The organism is Nocardia sp. NBC_00403, assembly GCF_036046055.1.
GTDB lineage: Bacteria > Actinomycetota > Actinomycetes > Mycobacteriales > Mycobacteriaceae > Nocardia.
This window is the reverse complement of record NZ_CP107939.1, coordinates 675,733-694,450: the sequence shown is the minus strand read 5'-3', so window position 1 is coordinate 694,450 and position 18,718 is coordinate 675,733. Positions and strand designations below refer to the sequence as shown.

Below are 18,718 nucleotides of genomic sequence, written 5' to 3'. Positions count from 1 at the left end.
GCGATGGGGACACCCGCACCACAGGCAAAACCACCCGCGGTACCGCTGCTTTCGGTACTCGGTGAAACCATCGCCGCGGCGCGCGCTGCGGGTCGCACCGACCTGGTCGGCCGCCTGGAAGTGGCGGCCGATCGGGTCCGTGATCCGCGGCGGCGCATCGTCATTGCCGGACAGCTCGATCAGGGCAAGAGTCGGTTCGTCAACGCACTGTTGAACCTCGATATCTGCCCGGTGGGCGATGATGCGACCACCGCGGTGACGACCGAGCTTTCCCATGGGCCCGAACCACGTGCCGAGCTGGTCGTCACAGGTCACAGTGGTGGGCAGGAGGCACGAATCCCGGTGCCGGTCGACGAGATCGGCATGATCACCGCACGATCACCGCTGGCCGAGGGACGCCGGATTCTCCGTCTGGAGATTCAAGTGCCGAACCCGCTGCTCGCCGACGGCATCGTGCTGGTGGACACCCCCGGGGTCGGCGGGCACGGAAGTTCTTATGCGGCAACTGTGCTCGGCATGGTGCCCGCCGCAGACGCGGTGCTGGTGCTCTCGGACGCCTCGACCGAGCTGACCGAGCCGGAGCTCGCCTTTGTGCGTCAGGTGCGCGAACTGTGCCCGACGGTCGCGCTCCTGCTCACCAAAACCGACCTGTACCCGCATTGGCGGCAGGTGCACGAGGCCGACCTTCGCCACCTCGAGTGGGCACGGCTCGACGTGCCGATGATCCCGGTCTCCGCGGTGCTGCGCAGCCACGCCATGCGGTTGCAGGATCAGCAGCTCGGCATCGAATCCGGCTTCGGCGTGCTCTATCAGTTCCTGCGTGAGCAGGTGGTTGCCCGCGATGTGGCCGCGACCCGCCTCGCGGTAGCGCGCGACATCCATTCGGCCGCAGAACATTTGGCGCTTGCTCTGGGCAGCGAACTGGTCGCGCTACGCGATCCCGAGCAGGGCGCCGCGGCTGTGCGCGAATTGCAGTCGGCCAGGACTGCGGCCGAGGACCTGCACCGCCGCACGGCGGCATGGCAGCTGACACTCGCCGACGGAATCACCGACCTGGCCGGCGATGTCGATCATGATCTGCGTGATCGGTTGCGCACTATCGCCAGAACCGGTGAGGAGTGGATCGACGCCCATGATCCCGGCAGACATTGGGGCCGGATCGCCGAATGGCTCACGGGCACCATCGATACCGCACTCGGAGACAACCTGCTGTGGACGCATGCCCGCGCGGTGCAACTCGCCGAGCAGGTCGCCGAACACTTCACCGAAATCGGTGCTGTCGACCTGCCCGACGTGCACCCCGGCCTCAACACCGACGAGAGCCGCGCCGGATCGGGCACTCTCGCCGGCCTGGAGCCCGACATCGGCCTCGGCAGCAAACTGCTCGTCGGAATGCGCGGCTCCTATGGCGGTGTGCTGATGGTCGGTCTCGTCAGTACCTTCGCCGGGCTTGCGTTGCTCAACCCGCTCTCGCTCGGCGCGGGTCTGCTGGTCGGCGGCAAGGCTTTCCGTGATGACAAGCAGGCCAGGATGACGCGCAGGCGGAACGAGGCGAAGATCGCGATCCGGCGGTTCGTCGACGATGTCGCCTTCCAGGCAGGCAAGGAATCCAAGGACCGGCTGCACCGCATCCATCGGGCCCTGCGCGACCACTACACCGGCGTCGCCGAGCGCAGCCTGCGCTCGATCGACGATTCGCTGCGCGCGGCGCAGGAGGCGGCGACGATGGAAACCGCGCGGCGCGCCGAGCGGTGCACGGTGCTCGAGCGGCAGCTGCGGGTGGTCGCGGAGCTGCGGCGCTATGCGGATGCCATGCAGACCATACGGGTGATCGAGCGTGCCGCGCCGTTGGAAGGGCAGGTCGGTACGGTGGGCCGATGAGAATCGATGCCCGGATGGCCCCCGGGATCGTCGCCGAGGCCCGTCAGCTGGTCGGCGCGGCCCGTCAGGCGTTCGCCGGTGAACCGCGCCCGCGCGCGTTGCTCGCCGACTGCGCGCGCCGACTGGATCAGCCATTGCGTGTCGCGCTGGCGGGCTCGCTGAAAGCGGGCAAGTCGACGCTGCTCAATTCCCTTGTCGGACAGGACATCGCGCCGACAGATGCCACCGAGTGCACACGGGTGGTCACCTGGTACCGGTATGGCTCGACACCGAGTGTGACCGCGCATGCCTCCGATGGCGCCCGGGCGAATGTGGTGGTGCGGCGCGGCGGTGGAGCCCACGGGCTGACCTTCGACCTGGACCGCTTGACCTGGGACGCGCCCGCGCCGCGGGCGGTGGACCATCTCGAGGTCGAATGGCCCTCGGCCGCGCTCGCGCACACCACGATCATCGATACGCCCGGCACTTCGTCGTTGTCGCGGGAGGTGTCGCAGCGGACCGCGCGGCTGCTGACGCCGGGCGACGCCGGGCTGGACACCCCGGAGAACATCGCCATTCCCGGTGCGGATGCGGTGGTGTATCTGCTGCGCAGGCTCGATGCCGCCGATATTCGGTTCCTCGAGCAGGTCGGAGCTGGCGCGGGCGATTCGGGAGTGTCCGGTCCGCTCGGCGTTGTCGGCGTCGTCTCGCGGGCCGATGAGATCGGGGCGGGCCGGATCGATGCATTGCATTCCGCCCGCGATGTCGCGGTGCGCTTCGCCGGCGAGCTGGAGCGAACCGGCTTGTGCCAGGCGGTGATTCCGGTCGCCGGACTGCTCGCCTTCGCCGCCGCGACGCTACGTCAGCAGGACTTCGCGGCCTTCGATGCGTTGGCGGGTGTTCCGGTCGACGAGTTGAGCGCCGCACTGCTCTCGGCGGATCGCTTCGCGCGCGCCGATATCGCGCTTCCGGTGTCACCGGGGCTGCGCGCGCAACTGGCCGAGCGGTTCGGCATGTTCGGAATCCGGATGGCCATCACCCTGATTCGGCTCGGCGTCCGTGATTCGACCACGCTGGCAGCGGAATTGACCAGCCGCAGTGGCGTCGATGAATTGCGTTCGGTGCTGGACGTCCAATTCGGCCAGCGCGCCGACCAACTCAAGGCGCATTCCGCCCTGACCGTCTTGGCTCGCGTACTCACCGCCTACCCCGGCGTCGCGGCCGAACAGCTGCTGCCCCGAGTGCGCACCCTGCTCGCCGACGTGCACGGCTTCGCCGAGCTGCGTCTCCTCGGCCGCCTGCGCACCGACGAATTGACCCTTCCCGCAGACGATCTCGCCGAACTCCATCGACTGATCGGTGGATCCGGCGTCGCACCGCACCTGCGCCTCGGTCTCCCGATCGACACCTCGCTGGAGCAGCAGCGCGCGCACGCCGTCGCGGCCGTCCGCAAATGGCGCACCCGAGCCAAGCATCCACTCGCCGATCAGCTGACCATCACGGCCTGCCTCACCGTGGCCCGCAGCGCGGAGGGCATTCTCGACCTGCTGTCGAGCTGACCACCGAAACCAGCTGACCGTTTTCTACTTCGACGCCATGGCCCGGATTCATGTGGACGACCGATCGAAGGGGCCGGCCGGTCGCCGCCTGCCAGAGCTTCGCCGACGGCGTTGACCAGTGGTATGTGCCCGCGAGCAACCCGACGATCCGCCTCCGCAACCTCAACGTCCGCCCGCCCCCGTATTTGCGGTGGTGGGGCATGATCGGCGCACCGCAGCAGGTCGTCCGCACGGTCGCGCTCGAGGACTACGTAACGCCGTAATGTCGATGGCGGGTACATGATCGGGCTCACAGGAACTGCTCACCTCGCGCGGTCACAGCCGACGCGAATCCGGTGTCGAAACAGGGTGAAGGCAACACAACCGGAAGGAAGCAGTCATCATGGCTACCGTCGTCACACTGAACCCGCAGGTCCTCGGCCAGGCGGAGAACGCACACCGCGCGATGCTCGACGTAATTCTGCGGAGCCCCGGCATGACCTACCACCAGTGGGTCGGCCTCACGGTCGCCGCCACGGCGGGCGACCAGGTTCCGCTCGAGCAGCTCATCGGTCGGCTGACCGGCGCTTTGAAGACCAGTGTCGACACAGTCCGAACCACCCTCGCCGAACTGACCGTCGAGGGTCTGATCGACCAGGACTCGACGACTGTCCGTGTCACCGATCTCGGTCGCACCCGCTTCGGCGCGGTCCGCTCGGATATCGAGGCCGCGATGCAACAGGCCTACGCCGACATCCCGGCCGTCGATCTGGACACCGCGGGCCGAGTCCTTGCCCAGGTCACCGCCCCAGTTGAACGCGGTGCTCACAGCCGCGTGAGGGCCCATGAGGCGGCGGGTGAGGGGTAGACGCCCGCGCCCGCCGTGGTGGCCGCGGGTCCGGGCAGTGCGTACTGGGTCCTGGCTCAGGTAGCTGGTCCCGTTGAACGGTTGCATGAGAACTACGGGATGGTAGGTGAGCTGTGGATGGTCGCGCCCGCCGCGGTGGCCGTCGGACGTTGCGTATCGGGACCTGCTCAGGTAGCCGGTTCCGTTGAACGGCTACATGAGAATCACGGGATGGTAGAAGGTGAGCTGTGGATGGCCGCGCCCGCCGTGGTGGGTGCGGACCACTGATAGCTGTTCTCTGTACGACCGGGTGGCGGCGGTGTAGAAGTGGAAGGGTCGTGCCCGTCCCGGTCCGCAACCGAAGGTCGTGAGTCGATGATCGACAGTGTCGAGGATTCATTCGCCCAGGTACGGTTGGCCGCGGGCGGCCTGTTCGTGCGCGCCGAGGAAGTGTTGCTCGTGCACACCACCGACGGCAGTGGCTGGGAGATTCCGGGCGGCTATGTCGAGTCCGGCGAATCGCCCGCCGCCGCGTGCCGTCGTGAGATTCGCGAAGAACTCGGCATCGACCGCCCCGCACAGCGACTCCTCGTGCACGACTGGGCGCCGAGTGCCGACGACGGCGACAAGATTGTCTACATATTCGACTGCGGCGTTCTCGGCGACGAGAAGGCGGTCGAGTTGCAGCCGGGCGAGCTCGACCGTTGGCAATGGGTCCGCGTCGACACCATCGACGACTTCGTCGTGCCCCGGCTGGCGCGCCGGCTGTGGCACGCCTTCCGCGCCCGCCTGGAGGGCCGCCCGCTCTACCTCGAACATGGTCGAACAGCACTGGCATATCCCAGCGCCGACGCCGCGCCCGCGTCCTGGCTCGACCGCCAGGCCGACCGCGACCGCCACCTCGGCTGAGCGCGGCACCGCGTCACGGCGGCTGGATTGCCACGGCTGAGCCGGCTGGCGAATGCAGCGCGGGCCGGGTAGTCGGTCAGGGTGTTATCGCTGTACTGGTCGGGTCGATCAGGATTTTGGCGTGCTGCTCCGGGTTGCCGAGTGCGGTGAAGGCATTGTCGATACCGTCGAGGCCGACGGTCCCGGTGATCAAGGGGGCCGGGTCGACCTTGCCGTCGGCGAGCATGTGCAGGGTGTCACGGAATTCGCCGGGGTCGTAGCCGAGGGCGAAGCGAAGTTCGATCTCCTTGTTGATGGCCATGGCGGGCTGGAATCGGTCGGTTTCCATGCAGACGCCGACAACGACTACGCGCGACAGCGGTGGCGCTGCGGTGAGGATCTGGTCGATGATGCCGGGGACCCCGACACATTCGAAGATGACCGGACCCGATGGTCCCGCGTTCATTGTGTGCGCGAGGCGAAAGACGTACCACCACGGCATGTTCGGGATGCGACGCAGCTTTTCCATGGTGTCGAAGCCGAGGCTGAGGATATCGGTGACACCGTTGATGCGACCCTTCCTCGGGGCGGCGGACCATGGAGATTCGGATGCCGGGTCGACCACCACGTCCGCGCCACACACGGTGGCGAGTTCCCTGCGGCGCGGCGAGAAATCGCTGGCGATCACGGTGCGTACGCCCGCCGCTTCGAGCATGCTGATGACGGCGAGACCGATTGGGCCACAACCGATCACGAAGGCGTTCTGGTTCTTGTCGACGCGGCCTTTGCGAACCGCGTGCCATGCCACGGCCATCGGCTCGGTGAGCGCGGCATGCTCGGCCGAAAGTCCGTTCGGGACAGGCAAAGTCATCGACTCTTGCACCACTACTTGCTCGGCGTATCCGCCGGGTGCCGCCGTCGACAGGCCGACAAGGTGCGGTTGTTTGTCGTGGCGCACGATCGGCAATGCGACAACCCGGGTTCCCGTCGGCCAGCGTTTGCGGCAGCCCGGCCCGTAATCGACTATCTCTCCACTGAATTCGTGTCCCAGCACCACGCCCTGAGCTGCGCGCATGAAGTGGTCGTAGCCGGTTGCGACGGCAAGATCGGCCATTTCGTCGGCGTGGGCGCGCGCATGCAGGTCCGAGCCGCAGATGCCACAGCGGGAGACGTTGATCAGCAGCTGTCCTGGCCCTGGCGTCGGCGTCGGCAGGTCCGTGACGGTCAACTTGCTCTCGGTGCAGACGGTTGCCCTCATGGCGAACTCCTCGAATCGGCGGCGCGCGGCAGGGCTCCCGATGCGTGGGTCGGCCCACGGTGCAGGTTCACGCTACTGCTATTCGGCTGACTCGCGAGGAGGACGACGAACAAGTGGCAGGGCGCGTCGCCGATCCGGAAATCCACCGCGCACCGGTTTACGCACATCTCGATGGCCGGCAATGACCGTCGCCGGCTCGCGAAGCCGTGTCGTACTCCGACGGCCGGGCCGACTGGACCGTTGCCTCGGCGGGACTCGGCCGAGCGTCGGCTCCGAGCGGACCGGAGGGCCGGTCACACCGTTTGCAGGGCTTCCGCTTCGGCGCTGCGGCGGTCGTAAGCATCACGGGCAGAGGCGATTTCGTTCTGGTGGCCCTCCGTCCAGACGACCAGAGCCTTGATGGTGGCGTGCAGGCTGGCGCCCAACGGGGTCAGGGCGTAGTCCACCCGTGGCGGGACCGTCGGATAGACCGTCCGCTGGACAAGTCCGTCGCGTTCCAGATGCCGCAGCGTGCGGGTGAGCATGCGCTGGCTGACACCGTCGATCTTGCGCTTCAGTTCGGTGAAACGCAGGCTGCGCTGGTCGAGCAGGGCGATCACCAGCAGCGACCATTTGTCGGCCACGCGGTCGAGGATCTGCCTGACCTCGCAGTCGACGCGGGTGTCCCACTGGAGAACGTCGTAGTCCTCCTCGGTATCCCCGCAGTAACCGGGTGACTTCAATGTGCCGTCTTCCATGGTTACCGATTCTGCCGAAGACTCATGGTCGGTATCAAGAGGGAACCGACCTCACTATCGGTAACCGTGTCTGTTGGGAGTCGTTCGATGGTGGAATCGAGACCCGCCGAGGTCTTCACCGAGATGTCCGGCCGTGCCTGGGCAGTGCTCGCGGTGCTGTGCGGCGCGATCTTCTTGGAGGGCATCGACGTGGCGATGCTCAATGTGGCGTTGCCGTCGATTCGGTCCGATCTCGGCCTGTCCACCGGGATGCTGAGCGGGGTCGTCTCCGCGTACGTTCTCGGTTACGGCGGGTTCATGCTGCTCGGCGGCCGCGCCGCCGATCTGCTCGGGCGGCGGCGCATGTTCCTGTTCTGGCTGACGGTGTTCCTGCTGTTCTCCGGACTCGGCGGCTTCGCAACCGAAGGCTGGATGCTGCTGACGGCACGCTTCGTGACCGGAGTGGCCGCCGCGTTCATGGCGCCTGCCGGACTGTCGCTGATCACCACCAACTTCGCCGAGGGACCTGCGCGGAACAAGGCGCTGCTGGTCTACGCGGGCATTGCGGCGGGCGGCTTCTCGCTCGGCATGGTCGTCGGCGGGCTGCTCACCGCGCTCGGCTGGCGCTGGGTGTTCTTCGCTCCGGTCGTGCTGTCCGCGCTGATCTTGGCGGCGGCGATTGGGTTGGTGCGGGATTCCGGTGTGCCGGAACGGGTTCGGGGTGGATTCGATCTACTCGGTGCGTCCAGCGTCACCGGCGCGATGCTGTTGCTCGTCTACGGTGTGGTCCGGCTGGAGCATCCCGGTGACGGCCCGGCGCTGACCACCGCGGTGTTCGCGGCCGGGCTGCTGATGCTCGCACTGTTCGTCGTCAACGAGCGTCGCACCGCGAACCCGCTGGTTCGGCTGGGCATCCTGCGTTCGGGAGCCCTGGTGCGCACCAATGTGGTTGCGCTGCTGTTCGTCGGTTCCTTCGCGGGTTTCCAGTTCCTTGCCACGCTGTACTTTCAGGAACTGCGCGGCTGGTCGACGGTGCAGACCGGTCTCGCTATGGCGGTGATCGGCGTCGACGCGGTGCTCGCGCCGGTGCTGACACCACGCCTGGTGGACCGATTCGGCAATGCGCGAGTGGTTTTCGGCGGTGTCGTGCTCGCCGCGATCGCCTACGCCTTGTTCTTGCCGACCGATATCGACCGGGCCTACGCGGCCATGTTCCCGGCCATGCTGCTGCTCGGCGTTGCCTTCGCGCTCGTCTACGGTCCGCTCACCATCGCGGGCACCGACGGCATCGCGGAGCAGGACCAGGGGTTGGCGAGTGGCCTGCTGTACACCGCATTCCAGTTCGGTTTCGCGCTCGGCATCTCGGCGGTGACGGCGGTCGAGGTGGCGGCCGTCACGGCAGGTCAGTCCGGAATCGAGGCGGTGCGAACAGCATTGATCGTGCCGGTGGTCGCCGCGGCCGTCGCGGGGCTGGTCGCCGCATTCGGCCTGCGTCGCAGCGCCGCCGAACCGGCCACGGATTCCGCATCGACCCAATTCGCGCAGGTCTGAAGGGAGCTTCGAAATGACCATCTCGGTACAGTCTTTCCACGATATCCGCGACGAGTTCGAGGCCTACGTCGGCGACATCGTCTACGCCACCATGGTCACCGTCGACGGCGAGGGCCGCCCGCGCTCCAGGGTCCTGATTCCGGTGTGGGAGATCGTCGACGGGAACCCCGTCGGCTGGCTGGCCACCTACCGGACCCCGGTCAAGGCGGCGCACTTGGCCGCCAACCCGCACACGACCTTCGCGTACTGGACCAGGAAGCGGAATCAGGTGCACGCCGATGCCCTGGCCGACTGGGTGCCGCTCGACGACCTCGTGACCAGGCAACACGTCTGGGATCTGTACGAGCAAACCAGCCCGAAAGGCGCAGGCTACCCCCTCGGCAATTTCTGGCAGGGCATCGACGACCCGAAGCTCCACATTCTTCAGCTGTCGCCGTGGCGAATCCAGGTCGTCCGCGGCCGTGACCTGCGCAGCAAGATGTGGAAGTCCGCAGCCGAAAACTGAAGAGCTGCACACACAATGCCCGACGTCTCCCTGTCGGTAAGGGGGACATCGGGCATGTGTGCGTCAGCACGGTCGCGATGAACACAAGGTCGAGGACGATGCGGTGGACCTCGACGACCCGTGGATCACGCGTCCCGATGTCACCCATGCCGATGGGGACGCGGAGTTCGATCGTCTCGGAATGCTCATCCGCGGGGAACTCGGCGACCCGGTCCGGGCTCGAGCCGATTCCGTCACCCATGCAGTGACGGAATCACCACCTCTTCGAGGTAACCCTCGATGCCGCGCCCATTGCGCACGGCCTCGTGCACGGTGACGCCATGCGCGGCCGCCCGCCTCTTCAGTTGCTCTCGCGAATCGGGCTCCACCCCACCGCCGATGATCAGATGGGTGATCTCGTCGATGTCGAGTGCATCGAGTGCTTCGTCATCGGCGATGGTCCCGACGGCCGCGTAGCCGTGCGACTGGAACACCGCGACCGCCGTGTTCACCACGTCCTGTACGCGTCCGATGGCCAGTATTTTCATGTCAGACTCCTGCCGGTGTGAGATCCGTTGATTCGGTATCGAGTTCGTGCTGCTTCAGCCGAGCATCCTTGGGTAGAGCGAAGAAGCCGAGGCACATCAGGGCCAAGATGGCGATGCCGTACCAGAGCGTGTATTCGAAGGTGTTGGCGAAGTTCACCGCGTTGGCCTCCACTCCGGCTCGGGTGAGTACGTGTGTCACGCCGGCATTGCCCGGTGCCGAGCCGCTGCGGCAGCTGTCGGGAACCACTGTCGGATCGACCTCGGCGGACCGATCCTGCACGCAGGCCAGGAAATTGGCGAGAATCTCGTCCTGCGCCGGCTGCGGTAATCCCATCGTGCCGAGCTCGGCACGCACCTGCGGCGCGACCGCCTCGACGCCGCGCGCCGAATCATGGTCCAGCTGACCGAAGAACACCACACCGACCAGCGCGACACCGAGCGCGGTGCCGAGCTGCTGTCCGGTATTGAGCAGTCCCGACGCCGAGCCCGCCTCGCGCGCAGGCACCTGGCCGAGCAGTAGATCGATCGTGGGCGCGACCACCATCCCGAACCCGATACCGATGATGATCAGTGGAATCACCATCTGCCACGAGGTAATCGACGCACCGTAGTGCGCGGCCATCCCTCCGTAGAGCCCGAATCCACCGGCATTGACCAGACCGCCGGCGATGAGCGCCCGGCGCCCGAATCGCGGTGCGAGCACGCCCACGCCGACGCCGACGCCGGTACCGGCGCCGACTGCGAAGCACACCGCCGTCAATCCGGCCCGCATCGGCGACCAGCCGAGGCCCGCCTGCATGAACAGCGTCCACACCAGGAAGAAGCCGCCGAGTCCGATCCAGAACAGCAGCCAACTCGCGAGGCCGACGGCGAACGGACGTGACCGGAACAGCTCGAGATCGATCAGCGGCGATCCGCCGGTCCGCGCCCGCCGCCGCTCGTAGGCGACGAATAGCCCGAAGACCACCGCCGCCGCACCCATCATGGCGAAAGTCCAAGCAGGCCAATCCAACTGGCGTCCTTCGGTCAGCGGGTAGGCCAGTAGCAGTACCGCGGAGATGGCGAGCACCATCCCGACCAGATCGAGCCGCGGCGGGGTGGCGGAGCGGGAATCCCGCATGACAACGCTCGCCGCGACCAGCGCGGCAATGCCGACCGGGATGTTGACCAGGAAGATGGGCCGCCAGGCCAGATCGAAGACGTCCCACTGCACCAGCAGCCCGCCGAGTGAGAGGCCGACCGCCGACGCCGATCCGCCGACGCCGCTGTATACCGCGATCGCCTTGGCGCGTTCGTGTTCCGGGAAGGTGGCTCGGATGATCGCGAGGATCTGCGGCACCATCAGCCCTGCCATCGCGCCCTGCACGAATCGCGAGGTGATGAGCATGGTCGGGTCCGAGCTGAGCCCGCAGGCGGCCGAGGCCAGGATGAATCCGGTCATGCCGATCAGGAAGATGCGTTTGCGGCCGTAGATGTCGCCGAGGCGCCCGCCGGTGATGAGCACGGCGGCGAAAGCCAGGACGTAGGCCGCGATGATCCATTCGATGTGCGAGTACTCCGCCCTGAGATCGGTCTGGATGCTCGGCGCGGCGACGTTGACGATGGTGACGTCCAGCAGATCCATGAACCCCGCGGCCAGCACGACGGCGAAGGCGATCCAGCGGCGTGGGTCGAGGGTGGGTGGGGCGTCTGCGTCGGGGGAGATGTCGGTGTCCATGGGAGCTCTCTTCTTCGGTTCGGGTGCGCTCCTCAAACTATGCACTTGAAGTGATTATCAATCAAGAGGGCAATCAACCTGAGTGCCTTAATTGCCGTTTATGCTTGGTAGGTGACTGACGCCGATCCGATCCTCGTGCCGATGTCCGAGCACCCTGCCTTCCTGCTCGGACAGCTCGGATTCCATGTCACCAACCGGTACACCGAACTCCTGGCCCCCCTCGGCATCAGCCCGCGGCACTCCGGCATGCTGCGCATGCTCAGTGCGAATGACGGCCAGTCGCAGCAACAGCTGTGCGAGGTGCTGCGCATTCACCGCAACGTGATGGTCGGCCTGGTCGACGAGTTGGAGAAGCGTGGCCTCGTCGAGCGGCGCAAGCACCCGACCGACCGCCGGGCGCACGCGGTGTACCTACAGCCCGCCGGACGCAAGGTGATCGCACAGGCCGAGCGGATCGTCGCCGCGCTGGACGCCGAAATCCTGGGCGCACTCGACCCCGCCCAGCGCGCGACGCTGACCGAGCTCCTGCAGCAGACTTCGGTGGCGAACGGCCTCCAGCCCGGAGTTCATCCTGGTCTCAGGCCGGCCCACGGCGATCAACTCGCCCACCCGGGTCCAGCTGTGGAGAACGCACCCCGACTGTAAACCTGTGTGGGGCGGGCGTTCGACTATGAGCTGCGGGGAACGCCTGGCGACGGGTTCGCCAAAGGGCAGTTCGTCCCGGCCGACGTCGTACTGCGCCGGCAACAGATCGAAGACCGTGGTGACGCGGCACGTCGGGCCGAACTGTATGGCGGCCGGCCGCTCGGTGGCGAAGTCTCCGATACCCGCGCTGGTCACCAGAAACGCCTTGCCCTCGGCGGGCGAGATGTGCAGTCATGTCATCGGCCATTGCAGCGGGCGCTTGCGTCGCCCTTGCGCACCAAATCGAGCCACCGCACTACCCGAGGCGACGAGATGCGGATCGTGGCACGAGTGGATGTTTGATGCCGAGTCAGGGCGCTCCCTTCGGTCGGCCACTCGATCAAATGGGGCCGGACCTGATGCGCAGCAAACTGATCGCGACGTCTAGGGTTTGGGTGCGGCGACGCCGCAGAGTCAGTTATGCGTGAACAGCGGTACGTTCCGTGGTCATTTCCACCGAATCGAAAGGCGCTGCATGGCAAAGGATTTGACGCAACTTGAACTTCTGACGGAGCTGGAGCCGGCTGTCGCGGCCAATGTCGACCGGCATTTGGCCACCGCCAAGGACTGGCATCCGCATGATTTTGTTCCCTGGGACGAGGGTCGCAACTTCGCAGCAATGGGTGGTGACGATTGGGATCCCGAGCAGTCACGGCTTTCGGAGGTCGCCAAAGTCGCGATGATCACGAATCTGCTCACCGAGGACAACTTGCCTTCCTACCACCGTGTGATCGCTGAGAACTTCGCTCGCAGCGGTGCGTGGGGTACCTGGGTCGGCCGCTGGACCGCCGAGGAAAACCGCCATGCCATCGCCATACGTGACTACCTCGTGTGCACCCGCGCAGTCGATCCCGTCGCCTTGGAGAACGACCGGATGGTGCATTTGACCCGCGGTGTACACGCGCCGGAGGACTTCCGCGGTGTGCTCGATCAGGTCGCGTATGTAACTTTCCAGGAGTTGGCCACCCGGGTCAGCCACCGCAGCACCGGACGAGTCTGCGACGATCCGATCGCCGAACGGATGCTGCAACGCATTGCCGCCGACGAGAATCTGCACATGATGTTCTACCGCAACATCACCGGTGCCGCGTTCGACATCGCACCTGATCAGACGATGGAATCGGTGACCAAGATCGTGAAGACGTTCGTTATGCCCGGCGCCGGCATGCCGAACTGGCGTCGCAATGGCGTGTTGATGGTCAAGCACGGGATCTACGACCTGCGCCAGCATCAGGACGAGGTCGTGCTACCGGTCCTGAAAATATGGAACGTCCTCGAGCGCACCGACTTCACCGCACGCGGCGAACGCAGCCGCGAAGAACTCGGCGAATACCTCGAAAAACTCGCTCGCGACGTCATCCGGTTCGAAGAACAACGCGCCCGCATCCTCGCCCGCGAGGCGGCGCGGGTCGGGTAGGCATCCAGGATGTCACAGTCACACGCGAACAGTCGGACGACTGTGACGTCCGGCCCGGTGCAGGTCACCCGACGTGCCGGGCGCTGCCCGGTAAGCCCTTGGAAGGTAGCGGAATTGGGTGGTCGTTCGACCTGCGCGCTCGGTGATGTGTCAGATCAGCACGCCTGGGTTGAGGATGCCTGCGGGGTCCAGCGCGGACTTTGCTGCCCGCAAGGCATGCGCGAACGGGTCGGGGCGTTGCCGGTCGTACCAGGGGCGGTGATCGCGGCCGACCGCGTGGTGATGGGTGATGGTGCCGCCTGCGGCTGAGAGTGCTTCGGAGACAGCGGATTTGATGTCATCCCATTGGGTGAGAGTGCTGCCCCAGCGTCCTGCGGCGTAGATGCCGAAATACGGCGCGGGACCGTCCGGGTATACGTGGGTGAAGCGGCAGGTCACCACGCCGGTCGCGCCGACGGATCGGATGGCTTCGTTGGCTGCCTCGGTCACCGTTGTCTTCAGGTTGTCGAATTTGTCCCAGGTACAGGCGGTTTCGAAGGTTTCGGTGATCATCGACTGGGCGGCGAGCGCGTCGCGCTGGTAGGGCATCCGCAGGAACGACGAGCGCCAGGTGTCCGCCGCGCCCGCCCCGTCCTGATGGCCCGTCGACTCGGTGTAGCGCGCGGGCTCGGGGAGCGTGCCGCCGTGGTCGGCGACCAGTTCCAGCGCGCGTTCCATCCAGGTTCGCGTGGGGTGATCGGCGGATTCGAAGCCGAGCACCAGTACTCCGCCGCTGGTCGCCGCGCCCGCGTTGAGGAATGCTTCGGCCGGGTCGAGCAACCGGCAATTGGTGGGATACAGACCAGACTGGGCGATCGCGCGGGTGGCGGCGACCGCGGCGCCGTAGTCGTCGAAGTGCACGGAAGCCGTTGCACGCCACCGCGGCCGGTCTTGCAGGCGCATCCATGCCTCGGTGATTACGCCGAGCGAGCCTTCGGATCCGAGGAACATCCGATCGGGGGACGGGCCCGCACCCGAGCCCGGCAGCCGCCGCGATTCGCTGATGCCCGACGGCGTCACCACCCGCATCGACTCGGTCAGGTCGTCGATGTGGGTGTAGAGGGTCGCGAAATGTCCACCGGCCCTGGTGGCCAGCCAGCCGCCGAGTGTCGAGAACTCGAAGGACTGCGGAAAGTGTCGCAGCGTCAGATCCGCGCCGCGTAGCTGATCCTCCAACGCCGGACCGAAGACCCCCGCCTGGATCCGCGCGGCCCGGCTGGTGCGATCGATCTCGAGTACCTGATCGAGTGCGGCGAGGTCGAGGCTGATCGCACCGGCGAACTCGTGATCGCCGTTCGTTCCGACGGTCCGGCCGTGGTCACCGGCGGAGTCGCGGATCCTCGGCTCCACCCCGCCTACCACAGAAGTACCGCCGCCGAAGGGGATGACCGCGACATTCGCCCGCGACGCCCAGTCGAGCACGTCGACGATATCGGCCTCATTGCGTGGTCGAACCACCACATCGGGCGGGTTCTGCACATCGCCCATCAGATTGCGCACCACATCACGAAACGCCTGCCCGTGTGCGTGCGCCGCGCGGTCGGCCTGGTCTGTCGAGGCGAGCCCGGCGAGCGAATCGGGCACTGCGACGCGAGGTTCGGGCAGCTCCAGCGATTCGACCGAGGGCGGCTCGTGCACGGTGAGATCGGTCCCGGGCAGGATCGCCGCGACCCGCTTCGTCAGCGCCTCCCGCTCCGCGCCGACGACCGCATCCTCGACATTCCCCCAACCCCACCACGACCGCGTCTTCGCCACCACGACCACTCCTCTCGGCGGTTCGATCGGCCGCACCGCCGCCCGCCATCCTCGTGGAGTGGAGATCGCCGAGCAAGCACCTGCTGCGGGCAACGAAAGCCGTGCCGCTCGTCGCTACCGACATCAGCTATGGTCCGCACTTACATCGGCCACCGCGTGACGCTCCGACGAACCTGCCAATCCGAAACTGGCTATTGGATGCGCGGGTGTGGGCGAATTGGTATGCCCGTAGGGGGTGATCGGTTCGGTAGTTGCTCAGAAGTCAGGGCTTCTCCTGAGCTCGGCGAGGGCGGCGGGTGCGAATTCGGGGTCGAATGACCAGCCCGGCATGCCGCCCCAGGAAATGGACAGTCGCAAGTAGTCGACCAGCGTAACGTTGGGTCGTCCGTGGACTCCATGGATGACCGGGTCCGCGACCAGCTGAGTCAACCTGATGTTGTGGGTGGATCCGCTGACGTTTGCCTTGTGGTGCTCGTCCGGTGCGAAGTCGAAATCGAACCCCTCCAAGGTGAGTGCAGGACTTTCTGAGAGCTGCTCGCGGTACGCGTCCCACGCATAACGCAGGTAGGCGACGTCCGGAAGAACCAGAGGGTCCGCGTACCCGTGTAGGACAGGATTCGGGTCGGGGTACCTGAAGTAGCCAGTGTCCGGGCCATTGGGTTCGCACCACTGCATCTCGTTCGAAGGGAGGCCGTCCGGCTCCACATCCAAAGCCGGGCAGTCACCCACGAACCACACTCCACCGACGTATCGGAGGCAGGCATCCAAGGCCACTGGCACTGTGCGGATCTCGCTGGCAAGCAAGTCGAGCTCTGCATGGTCGGTGGCGGTGGGCGGTGTCAGAAGCGTCTCCGTTGAATCGAATCCGAGTTCGGTGAGTTGCTCCGCAAGCCGGGCAACGTGTCCGGCGACCCGTTGCATCGTTTCCCGCGCCACAGCTGCGCAGTCCTCGATCAGGGCGTCAGGGATCGGTCCGAGGTGCCCGAGTTCTGCCCATACAGCCTCATGATCGCCGCCGATGTAGCGCTGAGTATAGGAAGCCACGGGGATAGCGTGCCCGAATGTGGTCGCGCCGATAGCCCCACGGGCGAGAAGGCCAACGCTGTTCCATTCCAGCAGGTTTCGTCAGTGTGTCGGTAGCACCCGCTGTAGGAATTCCAGACTTGTGTCGAACGCGTCAATGGTAACGCCGGTGTGGTCTCGGGACTGGGTGAGGCCCTACGATTCCGGCGGCGCGAGCTGGAGGTCCATCGTGCCGCGCAGCGCGGCGAGGACCGTATCGAACTGCTCGAGGAGTTCGGGTGGGTACGCGGCCAGGATGGCGTCCTGCTCGGCGTTCACGGGCCCGAAGAATTGGTCGGCGTGCTGCCTGGCCTGTGGGCTGCAGCGCAGCGTGACAATCCGTCGGTCGGTGTGCTCGCGGCTGCGGATGACGTAGCCGGCCTGTTCGAGCCGATTCAGTAGGGCGGTCATCGCTCCCGAGGACAATGCGATGCGCTTGCCCAGCAGTGCGGGCGACAGGGGTGTGCCGGCCTCTTCGGCGACGGCGATGTCCATGAGCGCGAAGGCGTCGGTGGTGTGCACGCCGAGGGCTTCGGCGAAGCGGCGGCCCAGTTCGGTGAAGCTCGCGCCATAGGCCATCAGCCCTTCCGCGAGCCGTTGCCGTTGCGACGCAATATCGCCGGACGTCTGCCCCATGCGCCTACCTCCGTTTCTTCCGGTCCTGGATTGACAACCTACCCTCGCCGAAAGTAACTTCATCATAAAGTTACTTCATGATGGAGATAAATTGCCCGCCGAAACCGTCACCCCTCCGCTGCGCCTGTGGTTGGGCCTGATCGCCGTATCGCTCGGCGTCGCCCTGATCGTCGTCGACCTCACGATCGTGAACGTGATCCTCGCCCCGATCATCGAAGACCTCTCGATCACCTCGATCGAGGCCCAGTGGATCCAGGAGTCCTACGCGATCGTCTTCGCCGCCCTGCTATTGCTCACCGGACGACTTGCCGATCTGTACGGTGCCCGAAAGCTCTTCCTCATCGGCCTGCTCATATTCGGTGTGACCAGCCTGTTCGCCGCCGCTGCGCCGAATGGTGAGCTGCTCATCCTGGCGCGGTTCCTCCAGGGCGTCGGCGGAGCCATGATCCTGCCGACCTCACTGGCCCTGGTGAACGCGACGTTCACCGGGGCAGCGCGCGGCCAGGCCTTCGCGATCTGGGGATCCACCATCGGCGCGGCGGCCGCGGTCGGCCCGCTGCTCGGCGGCTGGCTCGCGGACTTCTCCTGGCGTTGGGCGTTCGGCGTCAATATCCCGGTGGTGGTGCTGATCATGGCGGGCGTCGTGGTGTATCTGCCTGCGTCGCAACGCATGCGCGGTCGAGTCGATTGGCCCGGCGCGGCGCTCTCGGCCATCGGACTCGGCCTGCTCGCCTTCGCGCTGATCGAGGGCCGAGCCCATGGCTGGCTTGTCGTCACCGAACCGCTCACCATCGGCGGATTTGTCTGGCGCACAGGTCCTTCGCCCGTTCTCGTCGCCTTTGTCGCCGCGGCGCTCGCGATGTTCGTGTTCTGGCGTAGGCAGGTGGCGCTTGCTCGCGCGGGCTCCGAACCGCTCATGCACACGGGTCTTTTCGCGATCGGCTCGTTCCGCAGGGGCAATGTGGTGACGCTGATCGTCGGGCTCGGCGAGTTCGGCATCATCGCCGTGCTGCCGTTGTGGTTGCAGTTCACGCTGAACTACAGCGCTCTGCAAGCGGGCCTCGCGCTGGTGCCGCTCGCCGTGGGCAGTTTCTGTGCGAGCGGCGCGAGTTTCTCTATGACGAACGCGATTTCGGCGCTGGGGCAGGTGCGGATCGGCCTGCTGCTCGAGGCCGCCGGGCTGGTGCTGCTCGGGTGGTGGGCCGCCGCCGACAGCAGCTGGTGGTCGATTGCTGTCGCGCTGTTCGTCTACGGCGTCGGTGTCGGATTCGCGACGGCGCAGGTCACCAATGTGGTGCTCGCCGACGTGCCAGGCGAGTTCTCCGGTCAGGGTTCCGGAATTCAGAGCGCGGCACGGGAACTGGGTTCAGCACTTGGTATCGCCGTGCTGACCACACTGTTCCTCGGAACGTTCGGATCGGGCCTGCGCGACCGCCTCGCCGATGCCGGGTCGTCGGGCCGGGATGCCGATCAGCTCAGCGCGGCCGTGACCGAGAGTGCGGGATCAGCGATCCCCGCACTCGCGGCCCAACCGGCGACCACCGGCGTTGCCGAAGCCGCGCGCGAGGCGATGTCGAGTGGTTTCGCCGTTTCGAGCTATGTCTGCGCGGGGTTGCTCGTGCTCGCTCTCGCGACAACGGCATTCGTCGCTCGGAGCAGTAGCTCCATGTCCCGCGCCGATTCTTCGACTGTGGATACAAATCTGGGCGCAAGATAGC

Annotated in this window: 17 protein-coding genes; 10 read left to right on the top strand and 7 right to left on the bottom strand. The window is 66.4% G+C overall.

Translation table 11 applies throughout. The features are described from left to right. The first annotated feature begins 3 nt into the window (after positions 1–3). From OHQ90_RS03065 to OHQ90_RS03045, 5 genes are all read left to right on the top strand, one after another. Positions 4–1,881: a dynamin family protein gene (locus OHQ90_RS03065; protein WP_328407100.1), complete on the top strand. Its 1,878-nt coding sequence runs from the start codon at positions 4–6 to the stop codon at positions 1,879–1,881. A 14-nt stretch (positions 1,882–1,895) separates the two neighbouring features. Then, positions 1,896–3,419: a dynamin family protein gene (locus tag OHQ90_RS03060; protein WP_442941436.1), complete on the top strand. Its 1,524-nt coding sequence runs from the start codon at positions 1,896–1,898 to the stop codon at positions 3,417–3,419. Between the two features lie 50 nt (positions 3,420–3,469). Further along, positions 3,470–3,682, top strand: a complete 213-nt coding sequence (locus tag OHQ90_RS03055) for a hypothetical protein (RefSeq protein ID WP_328407097.1) — start codon at positions 3,470–3,472, stop codon at positions 3,680–3,682. Between the two features lie 119 nt (positions 3,683–3,801). Next, positions 3,802–4,266, top strand: coding sequence for a hypothetical protein (locus OHQ90_RS03050; RefSeq protein WP_328407095.1), 465 nt, complete (start codon positions 3,802–3,804; stop codon positions 4,264–4,266). 354 nt (positions 4,267–4,620) lie between these two features. Further along, complete coding sequence (locus OHQ90_RS03045) at positions 4,621–5,154, top strand: NUDIX hydrolase (RefSeq protein WP_328407093.1); 534 nt, start codon at positions 4,621–4,623, stop codon at positions 5,152–5,154. A 76-nt stretch (positions 5,155–5,230) separates the two neighbouring features. On the opposite strand, the gene OHQ90_RS03040 is transcribed toward OHQ90_RS03045, so the two are convergent. Then, positions 5,231–6,391: a zinc-binding dehydrogenase gene (locus OHQ90_RS03040; protein ID WP_328407091.1), complete on the bottom strand. Its 1,161-nt coding sequence runs from the start codon at positions 6,389–6,391 to the stop codon at positions 5,231–5,233. Positions 6,392–6,684: 293 nt separating this feature from the next. Further along, complete coding sequence (locus OHQ90_RS03035; protein ID WP_328407089.1) at positions 6,685–7,128, bottom strand: winged helix-turn-helix transcriptional regulator; 444 nt, start codon at positions 7,126–7,128, stop codon at positions 6,685–6,687. A gap of 87 nt (positions 7,129–7,215) precedes the next feature. Here OHQ90_RS03035 and OHQ90_RS03030 point away from each other — a divergent pair, with 87 nt between their 5' ends. Both OHQ90_RS03030 and OHQ90_RS03025 read left to right on the top strand, forming a co-directional pair. Beyond that, on the top strand, positions 7,216–8,658 hold the full coding sequence (locus OHQ90_RS03030) for an MFS transporter (RefSeq protein ID WP_328407087.1): 1,443 nt from the start codon (positions 7,216–7,218) through the stop codon (positions 8,656–8,658). Between the two features lie 13 nt (positions 8,659–8,671). Next, the gene (locus OHQ90_RS03025; RefSeq protein ID WP_328407085.1) at positions 8,672–9,163 is read left to right on the top strand and encodes a pyridoxamine 5'-phosphate oxidase family protein; all 492 of its coding nucleotides are present in this window, start codon (positions 8,672–8,674) and stop codon (positions 9,161–9,163) included. A 233-nt stretch (positions 9,164–9,396) separates the two neighbouring features. Here the strand turns inward: OHQ90_RS03025 and OHQ90_RS03020 are convergent, their stop codons facing one another. Beyond that, positions 9,397–9,690: a hypothetical protein gene (locus OHQ90_RS03020; protein WP_328407083.1), complete on the bottom strand. Its 294-nt coding sequence runs from the start codon at positions 9,688–9,690 to the stop codon at positions 9,397–9,399. Between the two features lies 1 nt (position 9,691). Beyond that, on the bottom strand, positions 9,692–11,407 hold the full coding sequence (locus OHQ90_RS03015) for an MFS transporter (RefSeq protein WP_328407081.1): 1,716 nt from the start codon (positions 11,405–11,407) through the stop codon (positions 9,692–9,694). A gap of 111 nt (positions 11,408–11,518) precedes the next feature. Here OHQ90_RS03015 and OHQ90_RS03010 point away from each other — a divergent pair, with 111 nt between their 5' ends. Both OHQ90_RS03010 and OHQ90_RS03005 read left to right on the top strand, forming a co-directional pair. Then, entirely contained in the window at positions 11,519–12,052 is a 534-nt protein-coding gene (locus tag OHQ90_RS03010) for a MarR family winged helix-turn-helix transcriptional regulator (protein ID WP_328407079.1), read from the top strand. Between the two features lie 514 nt (positions 12,053–12,566). Continuing rightward, a complete protein-coding gene (locus OHQ90_RS03005; RefSeq protein WP_328407077.1) occupies positions 12,567–13,508 on the top strand; it encodes an acyl-ACP desaturase in 942 nt (313 codons plus the stop codon). Between the two features lie 150 nt (positions 13,509–13,658). Here OHQ90_RS03005 and OHQ90_RS03000 read toward each other — a convergent pair whose 3' ends face one another. The 3 genes from OHQ90_RS03000 to OHQ90_RS02990 form a co-directional block, all read right to left on the bottom strand. After that, complete coding sequence (locus OHQ90_RS03000) at positions 13,659–15,302, bottom strand: FAD-binding oxidoreductase (RefSeq protein WP_328412493.1); 1,644 nt, start codon at positions 15,300–15,302, stop codon at positions 13,659–13,661. A gap of 255 nt (positions 15,303–15,557) precedes the next feature. Beyond that, the gene (locus tag OHQ90_RS02995; RefSeq protein ID WP_328407075.1) at positions 15,558–16,346 is read right to left on the bottom strand and encodes a hypothetical protein; all 789 of its coding nucleotides are present in this window, start codon (positions 16,344–16,346) and stop codon (positions 15,558–15,560) included. Positions 16,347–16,520: 174 nt separating this feature from the next. Next, positions 16,521–17,000, bottom strand: coding sequence for a MarR family winged helix-turn-helix transcriptional regulator (locus OHQ90_RS02990; protein WP_328407073.1), 480 nt, complete (start codon positions 16,998–17,000; stop codon positions 16,521–16,523). 91 nt (positions 17,001–17,091) lie between these two features. Here OHQ90_RS02990 and OHQ90_RS02985 point away from each other — a divergent pair, with 91 nt between their 5' ends. Further along, complete coding sequence (locus OHQ90_RS02985; protein ID WP_328407071.1) at positions 17,092–18,717, top strand: DHA2 family efflux MFS transporter permease subunit; 1,626 nt, start codon at positions 17,092–17,094, stop codon at positions 18,715–18,717. The last annotated feature ends 1 nt before the right edge of the window (position 18,718 follow it).

Bases quoted from the DNA above. Each gene is read 5' to 3' on its own strand.
- OHQ90_RS03065 (WP_328407100.1), top strand. From the start codon at position 4: ATGGGGACACCCGCACCACAGGCAAAACCACCCGCGGTACCGCTGCTT.
- OHQ90_RS03060 (WP_442941436.1), top strand. From the start codon at position 1,896: ATGGCCCCCGGGATCGTCGCCGAGGCCCGTCAGCTGGTCGGCGCGGCC.
- OHQ90_RS03055 (WP_328407097.1), top strand. From the start codon at position 3,470: ATGTGGACGACCGATCGAAGGGGCCGGCCGGTCGCCGCCTGCCAGAGC.
- OHQ90_RS03050 (WP_328407095.1), top strand. From the start codon at position 3,802: ATGGCTACCGTCGTCACACTGAACCCGCAGGTCCTCGGCCAGGCGGAG.
- OHQ90_RS03045 (WP_328407093.1), top strand. From the start codon at position 4,621: ATGATCGACAGTGTCGAGGATTCATTCGCCCAGGTACGGTTGGCCGCG.
- OHQ90_RS03040 (WP_328407091.1), bottom strand. From the start codon at position 6,391: ATGAGGGCAACCGTCTGCACCGAGAGCAAGTTGACCGTCACGGACCTG.
- OHQ90_RS03035 (WP_328407089.1), bottom strand. From the start codon at position 7,128: ATGGAAGACGGCACATTGAAGTCACCCGGTTACTGCGGGGATACCGAG.
- OHQ90_RS03030 (WP_328407087.1), top strand. From the start codon at position 7,216: ATGGTGGAATCGAGACCCGCCGAGGTCTTCACCGAGATGTCCGGCCGT.
- OHQ90_RS03025 (WP_328407085.1), top strand. From the start codon at position 8,672: ATGACCATCTCGGTACAGTCTTTCCACGATATCCGCGACGAGTTCGAG.
- OHQ90_RS03020 (WP_328407083.1), bottom strand. From the start codon at position 9,690: ATGAAAATACTGGCCATCGGACGCGTACAGGACGTGGTGAACACGGCG.
- OHQ90_RS03015 (WP_328407081.1), bottom strand. From the start codon at position 11,407: ATGGACACCGACATCTCCCCCGACGCAGACGCCCCACCCACCCTCGAC.
- OHQ90_RS03005 (WP_328407077.1), top strand. From the start codon at position 12,567: ATGGCAAAGGATTTGACGCAACTTGAACTTCTGACGGAGCTGGAGCCG.
- OHQ90_RS02990 (WP_328407073.1), bottom strand. From the start codon at position 17,000: ATGGGGCAGACGTCCGGCGATATTGCGTCGCAACGGCAACGGCTCGCG.